Raw genomic sequence first — 15,930 nt, 5'->3', positions numbered from 1 at the left:
CACTTGGAGGACTTCGCAATGTCTCATGCACCGCAACCCGTTTCGATCCATGAAAACCGTGCCGTCAACGGGCTAGCGCTGTCTGACGCTTCACTCTTTGAAGAAACTGTGACCGTCGCCCGCGAACTGCGCCAGCGCCAAGCCGAATATCGCAAGTCTCTTCCGACCGATCCGGCAGAGGCAATCCGCCTTGCCCTGCGGCATCTGGAATATGATCATGGCGACTATCCAGAAGGGATCGAAGACGCGCTACACCTTTCGTCCGCGCTTGCCGACCTGATGCTGGTGGCCTGCGATAAAGAAATGGGCTGGGATCCGACCGCCGCAAAATACATCGCCGAACGCATGGAAACCGCGATGCGCAAGGCTGTCGCTGCGCTTGACCGGGCAAACGACATCCTGCGCAATCCGGCGAATGCTGCACGGGATAGTAGTGAAGCGTGATCTGGAATTATTCCGTATGGACAGACTGAGTTTCATCTGGTAATCATCCAGATGAAAGGGGCGATATGATGCACACTGGCCAAGCAATTGAGATGCTTTCGGAAGAGTTGAACATCAAACACTCGGTTGCCGAAGACGTTGTTAAGCGCCTGCGCAAAGCCGAGTATCTCCCGCCTTCCAGTGGGCGCGGCAGGAGCGCGCATCACGTCAGTGACCTTGAAATCGCCCGGCTTCTCATTGCGCTTATGTCTTCGGAAAGCGCTGCTGGCGCGGCGGAACGCTGCAAATTCTTTGCCAGTTTGCCCCTTCAACCATCTGTTTCGACATTCCCCAAAAGCTGGAACTTGAAGGAAGAGCGCGACACATTTGAACAGCATCTTGTCGCCCTCTTGAAGTTTCTTCGGCTGGAACCCGATCAGGCGGGCAACGTGTATATTTCGACGGAGATTTACCTCGGAGCGGCTGCAATCGTTTATGAGGACCGGCCACGAGATGCTGAGCAGCATTTTAGCACCCGTTTTGAGGCACCTATCGAACTATCGTTTGAGGAGCGCCACCCATACTGGAGCGGCGTTCATCGCAGCGCAGAAATCGTCGGTTCTGTTCTTGCCCGGATCGCGGCCCGCGTTGATGCGGAGGCAATTTAGAATGACCGAACGTCGCCCAGCAGCAATCAGGAAATCCGACCTTACGCCCGCTTTTGAGGCGGCGAAGTCCGCTGGTTTTGATCAGGTGTCTGTCGTCGTTGAGACAGCCGAAGGGCAGCGTTTCCATATCACCGCAGGCATTGGCGGCGAGTCGTCCGAGGCTGATATGTCGCCGCTCGAAAAGTGGAGGGCGGGCCGTGCGTCCTAGGGGTTTCCCAGACAAGGTGCATCCCGTCCGTCGCAAGCTGGCTGACGGCTCAGTGCGCTACCATTTCTATGCGTGGCGTGGCGGGCCAAAATTCTGGCAAGACACTGTGCAGTATCCCAAGGATCCCGCTTTCTTTCACGCGTTTACGGAGGCGACCGTCCGTCCGCTATCAACTGACTACATGGTGCCGCAAATGGTGGATGATTTTCTGTCAAGCACCGCGATACCCAAGGGAAAGCGGTCTCGGGCCGACATTCGCAAATGGGGGCTGCGGTTTGCAGATCATTTTAAGGATGCGCCCGCCGTCATTTTCGAGGAGCGCGGCGCGCGCGGTGAAATGAATGCATGGCGCGCCATTTGGAAACACTCACCCAAACAGCACGACATGGCGGGCACTCACGCGGTTCGCATCCTGAATTGGGCCGTCGAAGAGGGTAAGCTATCCGAGCACCACTGCCACAAGCTGCACCGTCTTTATGAAGTTGACCGTTCGGAAATTGTGTGGACCCCGGCGGACCGGGAAGCCTTTGACGCCGTTGCGCCAGAGTGGGTGCGCCGCATTCTCTGCGCTGCATGTGAAACCGGCCTGCGTCCCGGCGATCTGATAAAGCTGACCACGGGTGCGGTGGAGCAAACACCGGCGGGGCGGCGGCTGCGGGTTCGCACTAACAAGCGGGGCCGTTTGGCGCACATCCCTATCACGCCGGAACTTGGCAAGATCATCGACGCAACGCCGCGCGACCGTCTCTTGATCCTTACGAACGCCAGCGGGAATCAACTGACGGAACACCGCGCTTCCGAGGGCGTCCGCCAATGGCGCGACAAGGCCAAGCTGTCCAATGATCTGCGCCTGTATGATGCCCGCGGAACGGCTGCAACTCTGCTTTTGAATGCGGACCTGTCGCTTGCAGAAATCGCCAACCACATGGGCTGGTCTGTCCGCTATGCGGCAAACGTGATCGAGCATTATGCGCGCGTTTCGCCCGACGAAACCGACGCTGTTCTGGTCAAGCTGGCCCAAGCGAAAGGGGGTGTAGCATGAACAAAACTGTAAACGCACCTGTAAACGGCGCAGTCCGCGCAAGCACCGATGACACGCAAGTCATTGAAAATAAATGGAGGCGAGTACCGGAATCGAACCGGTGTACACGGATTTGCAATCCGGCCTGCTATCCAAAGAAAACAAGGGGCTGCTGTTTCAAAAGAGGCCCCGACAAACCGTGAACTTTCCGCGAAAGTTTCAAACGCCGAACTGACCGGCGCAAACGAAAACCCCGGCGCGACGGCAATCGCAACCGGGGCTAAAGACGTTGTGGAAGGCGTCAATTCGTGCAGGGAGTATATCGCAGCTTTCCCCATCTTGGCAATGCATTGGGGGGCGCTGGTATGAACGCTCTGACCCCCAAAGCGGTGCTTTCCGAGCCGTGGCCCTACCTGGGCACCCCCGAGGGGCGGGCGGCGCTCTTTCGCAAGGAACTGTTGAACGCGGCCCTGGGCTACGCGGCCAAAGGCTATCCAGTGTTCCCAGCCATGATGATCGACGGTCAGAAAAAACCGCTGGTCAAGTGGGGCAAGGGCGAGGATGGCCACCCGGACCTGACAAAGCGGCGCGCCACGACTGACCCCGAGACGATCAAGTCGTGGTGGGCGCGCTGGCCTTTGGCGATGATCGGAATGCCAACGGGCAAGCCGTCTGGCGTGGTTGTATTGGACATTGATCGTAAGAACGGCGTGGACGGGCTCGCCAATCTTCGGGCGGTGGGGATCGACCCCTATTCCCTGTCCCCGGTCATATCCATCACTCCGAGCGGTGGCTTGCATGTGTTCATGCGCTACGACGGCCCGCTGAAGAACTCTGCGGGTCTCCTGGCTGATGGCGTCGATATTCGGGGGGATGGCGGCTATGTCGTTCTGCCCCCGTCTCTGCCTTCTACGACGCGCGATGAGTACCAGTGGATAGGCGGTGACAATGGGAGCCTCTAACCTTCCCGATTATGCGCCGGATCTGAGGTCGCTTGAGGAATCGAGGCGCGGCGAGAAATGGGCACAACGTGCGCTGGAATCGGAGGTCGCGATCGTCGCGGCCGCAGCCAATGGGACGCGCAACAACGCCCTAAACACGGCGGCTCTTAAACTGGGCAAGAAGGTTGCCGCTGGATACCTGCAAGAGGCTGAGGTCGAGGCGGCATTGATTGGCGCCGCGCAACTGTCGGGCCTTACCCAAGAGGATGGCCCCGAGGCGGTGCGCGCCACGATCAGGAGCGGCTTGACGGCTGGCCTGCAAGAGCCTGAGCACCCGCAAGACCGGCCCGACTATCGGCCCGACCCGCGCGGCCCGACGATCATTCAACCCGCACCGGCGCGCGAGAGCCAATTCTATTCGGCGGCAACGCTCAAGGGAAAGACGGTCCCGCCCCGGCAATGGCTGGTGCACGGGCTGGTGCCCCAAAAGACCGTCACGCTTTTCAGTGGCGATGGGGGCACCGGCAAGAGCCTCTTGGCGCTGCAACTGGCGGTCGCGGTCGCGGCGCAAACCGCATGGATCGGCAAGACGGCGAACACCGGGCGCGTGATCTTCCTGAGTGCCGAGGATGACGACGACGAATTGCACCGGCGGCTTGATGACATTCTGACGGCTGAGGGCCGGGACTATGACGATCTGTCGGGCCTCACCTTGCGGTCGCTGGCGGGCGAGGATGCGTTGCTGGCGGTCGAGACGCAAATTGCCCTGATGCAATCCGCGCTGTTCGAGGAACTGGACAAGCGGGCGGCTGAGGAAGCCCCGGCCCTGATCGTCATTGACACCCTGGCGGACGTGTATCCGGCCAATGAGAACGACCGGGCCAAGGTGCGGCAATTCGTGGGCATCCTGCGCGGTCTGGCGATCAAGCGGAAATGCGCGGTCCTGCTGCTGGGCCACCCGTCCCTGACCGGCCTCAATAGCGGCACGGGAACGTCAGGATCGACGGCATGGAATAACTCTGTGCGGTCGCGACTCTACCTGTCGCGGATCACCGACAACGGCTTTGAGCCTGACCCTGACGCGCGGGTGCTGTCCACCAAGAAAGCCAACTACGGGCGCACGGGTGGCGAGATCAACCTCAAGTGGGAAGCGGGCGTATTCGTCGCTGAGGCGCAGCCCACGGGGCTTGATGCGCTGGCGGCAGGAGCCAAGGGCGAGCGGGTATTTCTCAAGCTGCTGGACACCCTGACCGCGCAAGGTCGCTACGTCTCTGCCAGCCCCGGCCCGACATACGCCCCGACGCAATTCGCCAGCCACCCCGAGGCTGAGGGCTGCACAAAGCGGGCGCTCAAGAGCGCGATGGATGCGCTTTTCGGACGTGGCGAGATCGTCATCGCCAGCCACGGCAATGGCGCGAAAGCCCGCTCACACATTGCAAGAAAGGGGGCCGATCATGGTCAAGAGTAAGGGTGCAACCCCCGGTGCAATACTGAGTGCAACCCCCGGTGCAACCCCCCGCCAACGCCCGGTCAACGGGGGTGCGACACATACCCCTTATACCCCGAGCGTTGCACCCGCACTTGGCGGCTGGTGCACGCCGCAGGTGGCGGGCGTCCGTCCCGTCCCCAGTCCCCAGTACCCCCAGTGGGACCCAGTGGGTGCAAGTGGGTGCAACGTGGTGCCAACGTGGTGCCAACGTGGTCCCAATGCGGTCACGATGCGGGCACGGTGCGGGCGCGGTGCGGGGTCTTCCTCTCTCTCTCCTGAAAAAATCCGAGGAAAAGGTGCCCTCTGGTCGCCTCTCAGGGCCTCTCTCAGCCTCTCTGGGAGGGCTTGCTGATGGCTAGAGCCTCCCAAGACGCAATGGCGGCTCTGCGCTTCCTTCCCCGACTGGTGGTTCCTGAGGGCCGCTTGGCTGGTAAGCGTGTGAAGCTGGCCACCTATCAAAAGCAATTCGTGCGCGGGGCCTTTGCCAAAGGTATCGAGGCCGGGTGCCTTTCGATTGGTCGGGGCAATGCCAAGACCGCCCTCTCGGCTGGTCTTAGCCTGGGGCACTTGATGGGGGAAATCGCCCCACAGCCTAAGCGGGAAATCATCTTCGCGGCCCGGAACCGGGACCAAGCCAAGACGGCTTTCGGGTTCCTCTTGGGCTTTATCGAGGGCCTGCCAGAGGACGAACAAGCGCAGTTCGCCGTCCGTCGCGGGTCCAAGCTGGAAGTCGAGACCGACGCCAACGGGGGCGGGCTGGCACGGGTCATTGCTGCGGATGGCAAGTCCATCCTGGGCGGTGCCCCGACGCTGGCGGTCCTGGACGAAAGGGCCGCTTGGGAACGTGAAAAAGGTGACGCCCTTGAGAATGCAATCTTGTCCGGTCTGGGCAAGCGCGATGGGCGGGCGCTGATTATCAGCACCTCGGCCCCGGATGACACCAACACCTTTTCCAAGTGGCTAGATGAGCCGCCTCCTGGCACCTACGTCCAAGAGCATCGACCCGACCCCGGCTTGCCGCCTGATGATCTGGAAAGCCTCTTGGTGGCCAATCCTGGGGCCTCTGAGGGTATCGGTCCCTCTGCGGAATGGCTGACGGCACAAGCGCGGCGGGCCATTGCACGGGGCGGCTCTGCACTGTCCAGCTTCCGCAACCTCAACCGCAATGAGCGTGTCGCCAGTGACGACCGTTCGGTGTTGCTGACCGTGGACGAATGGCTGGGCTGCGAGGTGTCGCCTGACGATCTGCCCCCGCGTGACGGGCCGGTGGTTATGGGCGTGGACCTCGGCGGGTCCCGGTCCATGTCTGCGGCGGCGCTCTACTGGCCTGAGACGGGACGGCTGGAATGTGTCGGGGCCTTCCCCTGCAATCCCGGCCTGTCGGATCGGGGCCAAGCGGATGGCGTGTCACACCGCTATGTCGAGATGCACGACCGGGGCGAACTGGTGACGATGGGCGACACGACCGTGCCTGTGGGTCGCTTCCTCGCCAGTGTCGTGGACCGCTTGAATGGGCAACCCCCGGCGGCAATCGCAGGTGACAGGTTCCGCCATGCTGAGTTTCTTGAGGCGCTGCGGGACGCGGGCCTTGAGAGGGTGCCATTCATTTGGCGCGGGTTCGGCTGGAAAGACGGCTCTGAGGACATAGAGCGGACCCGACGGGCGGTATTCGAGGGCCAGGTGCGCACGGTGCCGTCGCTCTTGCTGCGCTCTGCATTCGCGGACGCGATCACGCTGGTGGACCCGGCGGGCAATCACAAATTGGCGGCTGGCCGTAGCACGGGGCGCGTGGACCCCGTGGCCGCGACCGTTGTGGCCGTCGCCCAAGGGCAGCGCATGAAGCGCGCGCCCGCAATATCAGGAGGCCGCGTGGCTTGGGCATGATTGAAACTGCACAACGGCTGATCGGAAGGTTTGGGCAACCAGCCACACTCAGGAAGCCGGGAGCGAAAACCGGGCCGGAATGGAACCCCACGACGGGGGAACCAACCGACCATGCTGTTGTCATCGCTTTGACTGAATACTCTATCGAGGAAAGGGGTAGCGCGGGCTTGGCTGAAACTGACCTGCGGGCCTTTTTCGACGCCACGATTGAGCCGAATGCTGCTGACACGCTGCTAGTCGCTGGGCGCACATTCAGCGTGAAGAAAGTGGGGCGGATTTACCAAGGTGCGGACGTAGTTTGTTACGACGTGCAGGTGTCCGCATGAGCCGCCGGGACGATTACAAGCGCCATTCGGCCAAGGTCACGCGCGGCCCCCGGTGGAAGGCTCTGCGCTTGCAGGCCTTGGATCGGGACGGCTGGCAATGTGTCAAGTGCGGCACCCGGCGCCGCCTTGAGTGCGACCACATCTTGCCTGTCCGGGACCGGCCTGACCTCGCCTATGCTCTGTCAAATTTACAGATCCTCTGCGGGCGCTGCCACGCCCGCAAGACCCGAATTGAGGTGGGCCACGCCCCTCTCAGTAAGCCGCGCCAGGAGTGGCGCAATCTCCTGTCGAGCATGAAAGGAAAAACCAATGCTGGCATCTAAACGACTTGAACTGCGCCGGTCTGAAATCCGGCAATCCCTTGCCGAATTGGCGAACATCGAAACGCCCTCTGAGGATGAGGTGCGCAAGATGGGCGAACTGGATGCGGAATATCGCGCCAAGGAAGTCCAATACCGCGCCGCCCTTGTCTCTGAGGATGAGGAGCGCCGCGAGGCCGGGGCCGAACTGGAAACCCGCGAGGACCGTCAATACGACGATCTGGTGTCCAAGTTTGAACTGCGCCAAGTGGTGCTGAACCTGGACGAAGGCCGCGCCCTTGAAGGGGCCACGGCTGAAGTGGTGCAAGAAATGCGCGCCAAGGGCGGTTTCACCGGGGTGCCTATCCCGCTTGAAGCCCTTGAGGTTCGCGCCGGGGAAACGGTGTCGAGCGGCACCCCTGACCCGCGCACCACGCGCCCGATTGTGGACCGGCTCTTTGCCAACTCTGTCGCCACCCGCATGGGGGTCGCGGTGGTCAACATCGGCGTGGGCGAAACCGAATGGCCGCTTGTGACCGGCGGTGCCACGGCGGGCTGGGCCGCGTCTGAGAATGCCAACGTGCCGGGGCCGTCTGCCCTGACCACTGAGGACAAGGCGCTGAAACCCGATAGCACCCTGGGCGGGCACGTCCGGGTCACGCGCAAGGCGCTCAAGCAATCGGGGGCCGGTCTGGAACAAGCCATTCGCCGCGACCTCGGTAACGTCATGCGGGTGGAGCTGGACCGCGCGGTGTTCCAAGGTGCCGGGTCCGGGGGTGAGCCTCTGGGCATCATGGCCGGTCAGGCGACCTACGGTATCGGCACCACGGCAATCGACGCGGCGGCATCCTACGCGGCGTTCCGCGATGTGCTGACCACGTTCATCAATGCCAACGCGATCGAGGGGCCGTCCGGGGTCAAGCTGATGGTGCGCCCTGAGGTGTGGCAGGCGCTTGATGAGGATCTGATTGCGGGCACCTCTGACACGACCTGGGACCGCCTGACCCGGCGTTTCGGGGCGGGCAATATCGTGCTGGGCACCAATGCTCTGGACGCGCCCTCTGGCGATCCGGCGGCGTCCGATGCTCTGCTGACCTGCAACGCTGGGATTGCGCCGGCCTTCCTCGGGGTCTGGGGTGGCATCGACTTGATCCGCGATGTTTACAGCGGGGCGCAATCCGGCGAACTGCGGATCACGGCGCTGCAAACGGTCGATATGCAGGTGCCCCGTTCCACGGGTCTGCACGTCCTGACGGGTCTGCAATAATGCTCTGGGGCGGCGTAGAAGGCGGCGGGCTTGAACTGCGCCGCCAAGGTGGGGGTGCCCGGTTGTCCGGGCGCTTCCCCTATAACCGTCGCGCGGTTCTGTCGGATGGTGGCAGGACCGGGCGACCCCGCAAAGAGGTGATTGCGCCCCGCGCGTTCGCCTATCGGGTGGACCGTCCAGATGAGGACATTCACCTGTTGCTAGGCCATTCCTATGACCGGCCTCTGGCGTCCCGGAAAGCGGGGACGCTGGACATTCAGGACGGCGATGAGGCCCTGACCTTTGAGGCTGAAATCACGCCTGAGATTGCCGACACGACCCACGGGCGGGACGCGCTGGCGATGATCGGCGCGGGCCTCGCAATCGGTCTGTCGCCGGGGTTCCGGTTGCCGCCAAAGCGAGCGGTGCCTGAGCCTGAGATGATCGAGGATGAGGGGCACGACCCTGAGAACGGCGCGCATAATGCGATCATCCGCACGGTGCTGGCGGCGCTCTTGTATGAATTGAGCGTGGTCACGCGGCCTGCCTATGATGAGGCGCAGGTTGAGGCCCGGTCATGGACCCGCCCCCCTGAGGCGCGGGTGTTCCTGCCCTCTCGCAATCGGTGGAGGGCGTGACATGGCGATTGATCTACTCAAACAGTTTGAGGACGTGCCAGCGGCTTATCCTGACCCGCCTGCGGGCCTGTCAGCCGATGCGGCCGCATTGGACACCGACCTGATCTGGGGGCGTATTGAGGCGTATTGCGCGCACCGATGGACCCCGCGCGAGGTGGTGTGGACGATCCTGGGCGATGTTGGCGATCAATGGCACCCGCCCTTGACGCCCGTGGTATCCCGCGAGGCCCATTTCTGGGGCGACCAATGGGAAGGCCTGACCCTGCTGGACGGTCCTCTGGGCATCTGTCTGCCCTTCGATGGCACCTACAAGATCACGGCCCAAGTGGGCGGCGGTGACGTGCCTGCACCCGTCCTGGGGGCGTTCACCAGATTGGCGGAATACAGCGCCGACACTGAGGAACGCGCCGGGGCAACCGACTATTCGGTGAACCTTGGCGGGGCCATTCAAGAGAACTTTTCGCGCTATCCGTCATGGCTGGCGCGGGCCATGCAATACAGCGGCGCGGCTGACCTGTTGCGCCCATACCGGAGGGCGTGAACATGTGGCCTTTCAAGCGAAAACTGCCTGAGACGGAAACCCGCGCCAGCGGCACCGGATACACGGCGATGATGATGCAAGCCCGTGCCGAGTATATCACCGGCACCACGGGCGCGGCAGAACTGACAAGTGCAGTGCAGTCCTGTGTGAGCCTGTGGGAAGCCGGGTTCGCCATGGCCGATGTGGACGGCACCGACCTGTTGACCCGTCGCCTGCGGGCCGTGCTGGCGCGGCAACTGGCCTTGCGTGGTGAGGCGGTGTTCTACATCACCGACGACGCGATGGTGCCTGTCTCGGATTGGGACCTGCAAACCCGGCTCGGCAAGCCCACGGCCTACCGCCTGACCTTGCCCGACATTGGCGGGGGGCAGACGATCACGGCGCTTGCGGGCGAGGTGGCCCATATCGTCACTGGGGCCGATGCACGGCAACCGTGGGCGGGAACGCCGCCCCTGCGCCGCTCTGGCCTCTCTGCGTCTCTGCTACAGACGATGGAAGGGCTGTTGTCTGACGTGTATCGAGATGCGCCCATTGGCTCTGGCGTGGTGCCCATGCCGGAATCCAAGGAAGCCGACATGCAGGACGTGGCGCGCGGCTTCAAAGGGGCACGGGGCAAGGTGCTGGTGCGCGAAAGCGTGGCCGTCCAAGCCGCCGGTGGCCCCCAGCCCAATGCGGATTGGAAGCCTCAGGACCTCACCCCTGACCTGCAAAAGACGGGTGCCTTGAGCGCCCATGGGCAGGCGCGTGACGCGATCCTGTGCGCGTTCGGTGTTCTGCCCGCGATGGTGGCGAACAACGCCCAAGGTCCCCTTGTGAGGGAAGGGCAGCGCCAGCTTGCGACCTGGACCCTGCAACCCCTTGCAGAACTGGTGGGCGAGGAACTGACGGACAAGCTGGGCCAGCCGGTCACGCTGGACACCCTCAGGCCCTTGCAGGCTTACGACGCCGGGGGCCGTGCCCGCGCGGCGGCGGGTGTGGTGCAGGCTCTAGCGATGGCAAAAGAGGCGGGCGTTGATCCCGACACCGCCATGAAACTGGTGGGGTGGCAAGAATAAGCTGGCCCCCAAGGGGGCTTGCTCTGTCCATGCGGTTTAGGGCATTGTGTCTGTGGGCGTAGCAACCCGGACCAGTGATATACCGCAACAACCTTTGGCGAGGTTTCCACGTTGGCGCGTGGAGCGGCAGAACTTGTGAACGCTTGGCGGCGATCACTCACCCGGCCAACATAGGTCGGGGTGGTGGCGTCATACAAGACCTTCACGGGAAAATCGTCACGCTTGTCTCACTGGCAAGTTGCTAACACCCCGGCACCCGGACGCTCCGGGCAACGGCCTTAGCAAGCCAAAACCAGTGAGAAACCAAATGACTGAGAACATCGAAATACCCGCGTTCATCACCAGTGAACAACAGGCGCAGCTTGCCCGCGCACACCAGATGGCGACGGGGCGGCGCAAGCCTGACCCCCTTCTATCCTACATCCAAGACGTGCAGGACCGTGCCGTGCGACTTCACGGTGTCCTGTGTGCAATCGACCACCTAGACAATGAAAGCGCCTGTGCGGACGGTATGACGGCTCTGATCCACATCGCCCGCGATCTGCAACGCGATCTGGACGGCGTGAACTTGCCGGAGGGTCGCACCGATGGCTGATCCCACGATCTACGCGGTGAAGAACAAGCGCGACCACATCGACCGCCTGTATGAGATTGCGAACCTCGCCAAGATCGGCGCGGCGGCGACTAACACGGTGCTGAACCTTGACCATCTGGACAGCGCCCAATGCACCCTTTGGGAAGTGATCTACACGCTGGCCTCTGAGGGTATCGAGATTGCGGAGATGGAAAAGAAGGGCACCTAATGCTTGACCGTGTGACGGCCTCACGTTATCAATGTGTGAGACCGTCACGCGAATCTGAGTTTCTGAGTTGCCCGAGCCAGGACCCTACATCTTTACCCCGTCTGACCTTGCCGATTTGGCGGGCATTTCTGCCACCGTGCAACGTGACTGGCGGCGTCGTGGCATTCTCCCGAATCAGAGTGTTCGCGGGATTTGCAAGCGCTCAAGTAAGGGGCGATGGACCTTCACATTTGAAGGCTACAAGCTGTTGTGGCTCATTAATCGGTTGGCGAAATTCGGCTTTGATCTTTACGACGCAACTTTGCTTGCGGGCATTTTGATTGACGACATGCACAAGGCAATGGGGCGTGACATTGGCCGGTTTGAGCAGGGCGACGGCTATTGCCGCTACAGCCTGATTTTTCCAAAAGACAAAGAGACCTTTCGGCCTCAGTCCGACCTATACCGCACCAACGATCCGATGAATGACACGGGACCAGCGCCCGCGATGTTCACCACGGTGGACGTAGAACGGCTTTCGTTTGAGTTTGCCCGCTCTCTAGGCGGGCTTGCACAAGGCAAGGTGGATGAAATGCGGGCTTGGGTGCTGGAAACCGACCCAAGCGCCAAAGCGCTTTTTGATGAGGTGGACAAGGTTGCGCCGTTCCCATCGGAGAAAGGGTCCGATGGCTAAAGAGCCGCGCCCCCAAACCCAAGCCCGCCAGAACGCCGTCGCGCTTATCCAAGCTGCGCGTGAGGCTGGGTGGGCGCGTGCGCGGTTTGAACTCAAGCCGGATGGCACGACGGTTATCGACGCCTCTATGGCTGACCCTGAGGGCGGTGACGACTTCCTCAACACTGATTTGAGGATGGGCAAATGACAAAGAACGAATTGCCCAAGTATGTCTATGCAGACCGGGACTATGTGCGGTTCATCCGCCGCGCCCGTGGTCAATCGGTGATGATGAAGGAGGAGCCCGGAACGCCTGAGTTTTGGGACCACTACAAGCGCCTGTTGAAGGGCCGTGAACCCGTTCCGGCCAAGCGCAATTTCGAGGCGCTGATTCTTAGCTACTACGAAAGCGATGCGTTCAAGAAATTGAAGCCGCGCACGAAAGCCGATTATCGCAAATACATCGGCCATGTCCGGGCGATCTGGGGCACGAAAGACCCGGCCAAGATCGAGACGCATCACGTCTATGAACTGCACCGCGCCAACGCGGATCGGTGGCGTCAAGCCAACTATCTGGTGCAAGTCATGGTGGTTCTGATGAACCACGCCCGCCTGATTGGCTTCCTCAAGAAAGAGCATGGCAACCCTGCCAAGGGCATACCGCTCTTTAAGCAGGAAAGCGATGGCTGGGAACCGTGGCCGGATGATGTGCGGGCGGAGTTTGAGAAGGTGGCAACGCCCCGTGCCCGGCTTGTGTATGAACTGTGCTTGGGCACCGGCCAACGGATCGGTGACGTGCTCAAGATGCGCTGGAACCATATCCGCGACGGCGAATGGGACTTCACCCAAGGCAAGGGCGACAAGCCCATGTGGATACCGTTCACGGATCGTCTCAAGGCATATCTGGCGACGGTCGATAAGAAGGGCCTGACGGTCATTACCGACCTTGCAGGCCGTCCCGTCCGCTATCGCACGGTTGCCGACGAAATGCGCAAGGTCAAAGCCAAGATGGAGCACCCGGACGCGGCCACATACGTGACCCACGGGCTGCGCAAGAATGCGACCATCGAACTTTATCAGTCAGGTTGTGACGACGAGATGGTGAAGGCCGTCACGGGTCACTCTGGTGTCGAGATGCTCAAAAAATACGGAGGGATGATCCGCCAACGGGAACTGGCAACGCGGGCGCAGGATGCGCGAAACCGCTTTGAACAGAACAGGAAGGAAACATGAATGTTTCAACGCCTGTTTCAAAAATCGAGCAAGTGGAGAACTGATATGACGCAAGTCATTGAAAACAATGGAGGCGAGTACCGGAATCGAACCGGTGTACACGGATTTGCAATCCGCTGCGTCACCACTCCGCCAACTCGCCGCCGTCGTGGTGCGACGTGATTATGGCTTGTCGCGCGAGGCGTCAAGCGAATATCGCTGGGTTTTCGGGTGTGCTGAGGGCGCCCTGGTCACGGCGACGGAATTGCACAGCCAGAGTGTCGATCTGGACGTTGCCGCCGCCCGGGCGCTGTGGCATTAAGTGTGCGACGCAAGACAGACAGGGTTTCGACGATGACTGATTTCGTGACACGCCGGACAATGATGGTTGATACGCAGGTCCGGCCTTCGGATGTCACCAGCTTTCCGATTATCGACGCAATGCTGTCTGTTCCAAGAGAGGCTTTCGTGCCGCGCGACAAGCGCGAGATGGCCTATGTCGGCGAAAACATCGACCTTGGGGATGGGCGTGTGGTCATGGAACCGCGCACCCTGGCGAAGATGCTCGAGGTGCTTGATATCTCGGCTGATGAACTGGCGCTGTGTGTCGGGGCCGGCTTCGGCTATACTCCGGCCGTGATGTCACACCTGGCCGAGGCCGTGGTCGCGGTCGAAGAAGATGACGCGCTGGCCGAGGAAGCGCAGGCGCATCTGTCGGACACCGGTCATGACAACGTGGTGATGGCGCGCGGTGCGTTGGGGGTAGGGGCCCCGGACCACGGGCCGTATGATGTCATCCTGGTCGATGGCGGTGTCGAGCACCTGCCCGACGCCCTGGCCGACCAGTTGAAGGACGGGGGCCGCATCGTGTGCCTTTTCATGGAAGGGGCGCTTGGCGCGGTGCGAATCGGGTATAAGATGGACGGGGCGCTGACCTGGCGCTTTGCCTTTAACGCGGGGGCGCCGGTACTGCCGGGCTTTGAACGTCATCGCGCCTTTACACTTTGAACGCAAAACGACGGTAAAGAACAAATTGAACAGGGGGCACGCAAGAGCATGATCGCAAACAGGATCGGAAAAGGTGCCCTGCGCGGCACGCTCGTGGCCGGGATCGCCGCGCTTGCCCTTGCCGCGCCGCTGAAGGCGGAAACGTTGGGGGATGCGCTGGCCAGCGCTTATAACCACAGCGGTCTTCTGGAACAGAACCGCGCGCTGTTGCGCGCCGCGGACGAAGACGTCGCTGTCGCCGTCGCCGCTGTCCGCCCGGTGCTGAACTGGTCGGCGTCGGTCGAACGGCAGTTCGGCAAGTCTCATGTGGGGGGCACCGTGACCGGGTCTGCCTCGGATGAGGCCTCGGTGGGGATTTCGGCGGAACTCACGCTTTATGACTATGGCCGCAACCAATTGGCCATCGACGTTGCCAAGGAAACCGTTCTGGCGACGCGAGAGGCGTTGATCTCGATCGAACAGCGTGTGCTGCTGCGCGCGGTCAATGCCTTCATGGAAGTCCGCCGCGCCTCCGAAACCGTGGCCCTGCGTGAAAGCAACGTCCGCCTGATCACCGAAGAATTGCGTGCCGCGCGCGACCGTTTCGACGTTGGGGAAGTCACCCGTACCGACGTCGCGCTGGCAGAAGCCCGACTGGCTGCGGCCCGCAGCAACCTTGCCGTCGCCCAGGGCAACCTGGATATCGCGCGCGCGGAATATGCGGCCGCGATCGGGCACAAGCCAGGCCATGTGACACCGCCCAGCCGTCTGCCCAAGCTGCCGCCCCAGGCGCAGGCGGAAACCGTGGCCGTGCGCAGCCACCCGGACATGGTCGCCGCGCAACGCCAGGTGACTGTGGCCGATCTGAACGTGAAGCGCGCCGAACTGGCGATCAAGCCGACGGTGTCGCTGACCGGGCGCCTTGGCGTGACCCGCGATCTTGATACCGGCAACTGGACCGATGGCGGTACGATCACGCTGGGCGCATCGGGCCCGATCTATCAGGGTGGTCGTTTGAATGCACTGCGTCGCCAGGCGATTGCGCGCGGCGATGCGCAGCGCGGCAATCTGCATGTGGTGCGCCAGACAATCCGTCAGGACGTGGCCAACGCGTATGCCCGGCTGACTGTTGCAAATGCGGCGCGCCAGGCCAGCGAACGCCAAATTCGCGCGGCCACTGTGGCTTTCAACGGTGTGCGCGAGGAAGCGACGCTTGGCGCCCGCACCACGCTGGATGTGCTGAACGCCGAACAGGAACTGCTGGACGCCCGCGCCAACCAGATTTCCGCCGTGGTTGACGAATACATTGCGGCCTACACTGTCCTGGCCGCGATGGGCATGCTGACCGCCAGCGATCTGAAGCTTGGCGTGCAGCAGTATGATCCGGCGGCGTATTACAATCTGGTGAAAAACGCCCCTGCAACGCGCAGCAAGCAGGGCAAGAGCCTGGACCGTGTCCTGCAATCAATCGGAAAATACTAGTTTTCACTCTATCTGTTGTGAATTTCCCGGCCCGAGGATAGTCTTCGGGTCGAGG

General features: G+C 62.0%; 20 protein-coding genes and 1 tRNA gene. 20 read left to right on the top strand and 1 reads right to left on the bottom strand.

Annotated elements, in window-relative coordinates; all coding sequences use genetic code 11:
- Positions 1-18: 18 nt before the first annotated feature.
- The 18 genes from VK792_RS07885 to VK792_RS07800 all read left to right on the top strand — a co-directional run bounded on the left by VK792_RS07885 (position 19) and on the right by VK792_RS07800 (position 13,427).
- Entirely contained in the window at positions 19-444 is a 426-nt protein-coding gene (locus VK792_RS07885) for a hypothetical protein (RefSeq protein WP_326296915.1), read from the top strand.
- A 68-nt stretch (positions 445-512) separates the two neighbouring features.
- Positions 513-1,091, top strand: coding sequence for a hypothetical protein (locus VK792_RS07880; protein ID WP_326296914.1), 579 nt, complete (start codon positions 513-515; stop codon positions 1,089-1,091).
- 1 nt (position 1,092) lies between these two features.
- Positions 1,093-1,299, top strand: coding sequence for a hypothetical protein (locus tag VK792_RS07875; protein ID WP_326296913.1), 207 nt, complete (start codon positions 1,093-1,095; stop codon positions 1,297-1,299).
- Between the two features lie 106 nt (positions 1,300-1,405).
- Positions 1,406-2,341: a tyrosine-type recombinase/integrase gene (locus VK792_RS07870; RefSeq protein ID WP_326296912.1), complete on the top strand. Its 936-nt coding sequence runs from the start codon at positions 1,406-1,408 to the stop codon at positions 2,339-2,341.
- 48 nt (positions 2,342-2,389) lie between these two features.
- Positions 2,390-2,689, top strand: a complete 300-nt coding sequence (locus tag VK792_RS07865; RefSeq protein WP_326296911.1) for a hypothetical protein — start codon at positions 2,390-2,392, stop codon at positions 2,687-2,689.
- On the top strand, positions 2,686-3,282 hold the full coding sequence (locus VK792_RS07860) for a bifunctional DNA primase/polymerase (RefSeq protein WP_326296910.1): 597 nt from the start codon (positions 2,686-2,688) through the stop codon (positions 3,280-3,282). The genes VK792_RS07865 and VK792_RS07860 overlap by 4 nt, the downstream gene beginning before the upstream one ends.
- Positions 3,269-4,729, top strand: coding sequence for an AAA family ATPase (locus VK792_RS07855; protein WP_326296909.1), 1,461 nt, complete (start codon positions 3,269-3,271; stop codon positions 4,727-4,729). The genes VK792_RS07860 and VK792_RS07855 overlap by 14 nt, the downstream gene beginning before the upstream one ends.
- Positions 4,730-5,101: 372 nt before the next feature.
- Positions 5,102-6,634 carry a terminase large subunit domain-containing protein gene (locus VK792_RS07850; RefSeq protein ID WP_326296908.1) on the top strand — a complete coding sequence of 511 codons (1,533 nt, stop codon included), beginning with the start codon at positions 5,102-5,104 and terminating at the stop codon, positions 6,632-6,634.
- A complete protein-coding gene (locus tag VK792_RS07845; RefSeq protein ID WP_326296907.1) occupies positions 6,625-6,960 on the top strand; it encodes a hypothetical protein in 336 nt (111 codons plus the stop codon). Before VK792_RS07850 ends, VK792_RS07845 begins: the two co-directional genes overlap by 10 nt.
- Positions 6,957-7,283 carry an HNH endonuclease gene (locus tag VK792_RS07840; protein ID WP_326296906.1) on the top strand — a complete coding sequence of 109 codons (327 nt, stop codon included), beginning with the start codon at positions 6,957-6,959 and terminating at the stop codon, positions 7,281-7,283. Before VK792_RS07845 ends, VK792_RS07840 begins: the two co-directional genes overlap by 4 nt.
- Positions 7,270-8,526 carry a phage major capsid protein gene (locus tag VK792_RS07835; RefSeq protein ID WP_326296905.1) on the top strand — a complete coding sequence of 419 codons (1,257 nt, stop codon included), beginning with the start codon at positions 7,270-7,272 and terminating at the stop codon, positions 8,524-8,526. Before VK792_RS07840 ends, VK792_RS07835 begins: the two co-directional genes overlap by 14 nt.
- Positions 8,526-9,143: an HK97 family phage prohead protease gene (locus tag VK792_RS07830; RefSeq protein ID WP_326296904.1), complete on the top strand. Its 618-nt coding sequence runs from the start codon at positions 8,526-8,528 to the stop codon at positions 9,141-9,143. Before VK792_RS07835 ends, VK792_RS07830 begins: the two co-directional genes overlap by 1 nt.
- A gap of 1 nt (position 9,144) precedes the next feature.
- Positions 9,145-9,684, top strand: coding sequence for a hypothetical protein (locus VK792_RS07825; RefSeq protein WP_326296903.1), 540 nt, complete (start codon positions 9,145-9,147; stop codon positions 9,682-9,684).
- 2 nt (positions 9,685-9,686) lie between these two features.
- The gene (locus tag VK792_RS07820; RefSeq protein WP_326296902.1) at positions 9,687-10,739 is read left to right on the top strand and encodes a hypothetical protein; all 1,053 of its coding nucleotides are present in this window, start codon (positions 9,687-9,689) and stop codon (positions 10,737-10,739) included.
- 307 nt (positions 10,740-11,046) lie between these two features.
- Positions 11,047-11,334 (top strand): hypothetical protein, encoded by a 288-nt coding sequence (locus VK792_RS07815; protein ID WP_326296901.1) that lies wholly within the window; start codon positions 11,047-11,049, stop codon positions 11,332-11,334.
- Positions 11,327-11,542: a hypothetical protein gene (locus VK792_RS07810; RefSeq protein ID WP_326296900.1), complete on the top strand. Its 216-nt coding sequence runs from the start codon at positions 11,327-11,329 to the stop codon at positions 11,540-11,542. The genes VK792_RS07815 and VK792_RS07810 overlap by 8 nt, the downstream gene beginning before the upstream one ends.
- Positions 11,543-11,678: 136 nt before the next feature.
- Entirely contained in the window at positions 11,679-12,215 is a 537-nt protein-coding gene (locus VK792_RS07805) for a hypothetical protein (protein WP_326296899.1), read from the top strand.
- 183 nt (positions 12,216-12,398) lie between these two features.
- Complete coding sequence (locus tag VK792_RS07800) at positions 12,399-13,427, top strand: site-specific integrase (protein ID WP_326296898.1); 1,029 nt, start codon at positions 12,399-12,401, stop codon at positions 13,425-13,427.
- A 68-nt stretch (positions 13,428-13,495) separates the two neighbouring features.
- On the opposite strand, the gene VK792_RS07795 is transcribed toward VK792_RS07800, so the two are convergent.
- Positions 13,496-13,569, bottom strand: a tRNA-Cys gene (locus tag VK792_RS07795).
- 191 nt (positions 13,570-13,760) lie between these two features.
- Between VK792_RS07795 and VK792_RS07790 the strand changes: the two genes are divergently transcribed.
- The gene (locus tag VK792_RS07790) at positions 13,761-14,414 is read left to right on the top strand and encodes a protein-L-isoaspartate O-methyltransferase family protein (protein ID WP_326296897.1); all 654 of its coding nucleotides are present in this window, start codon (positions 13,761-13,763) and stop codon (positions 14,412-14,414) included.
- A gap of 48 nt (positions 14,415-14,462) precedes the next feature.
- Positions 14,463-15,875, top strand: a complete 1,413-nt coding sequence (locus VK792_RS07785) for a TolC family outer membrane protein (protein WP_326296896.1) — start codon at positions 14,463-14,465, stop codon at positions 15,873-15,875.
- The last annotated feature ends 55 nt before the right edge of the window (positions 15,876-15,930 follow it).

This window comes from Mesobacterium hydrothermale, assembly GCF_035818635.1.
GTDB lineage: Bacteria > Pseudomonadota > Alphaproteobacteria > Rhodobacterales > Rhodobacteraceae > Mesobacterium_A > Mesobacterium_A hydrothermale.
Note: the sequence above shows the minus strand (reverse complement) of the source record. Positions and strands in the feature narration are given on the sequence as shown.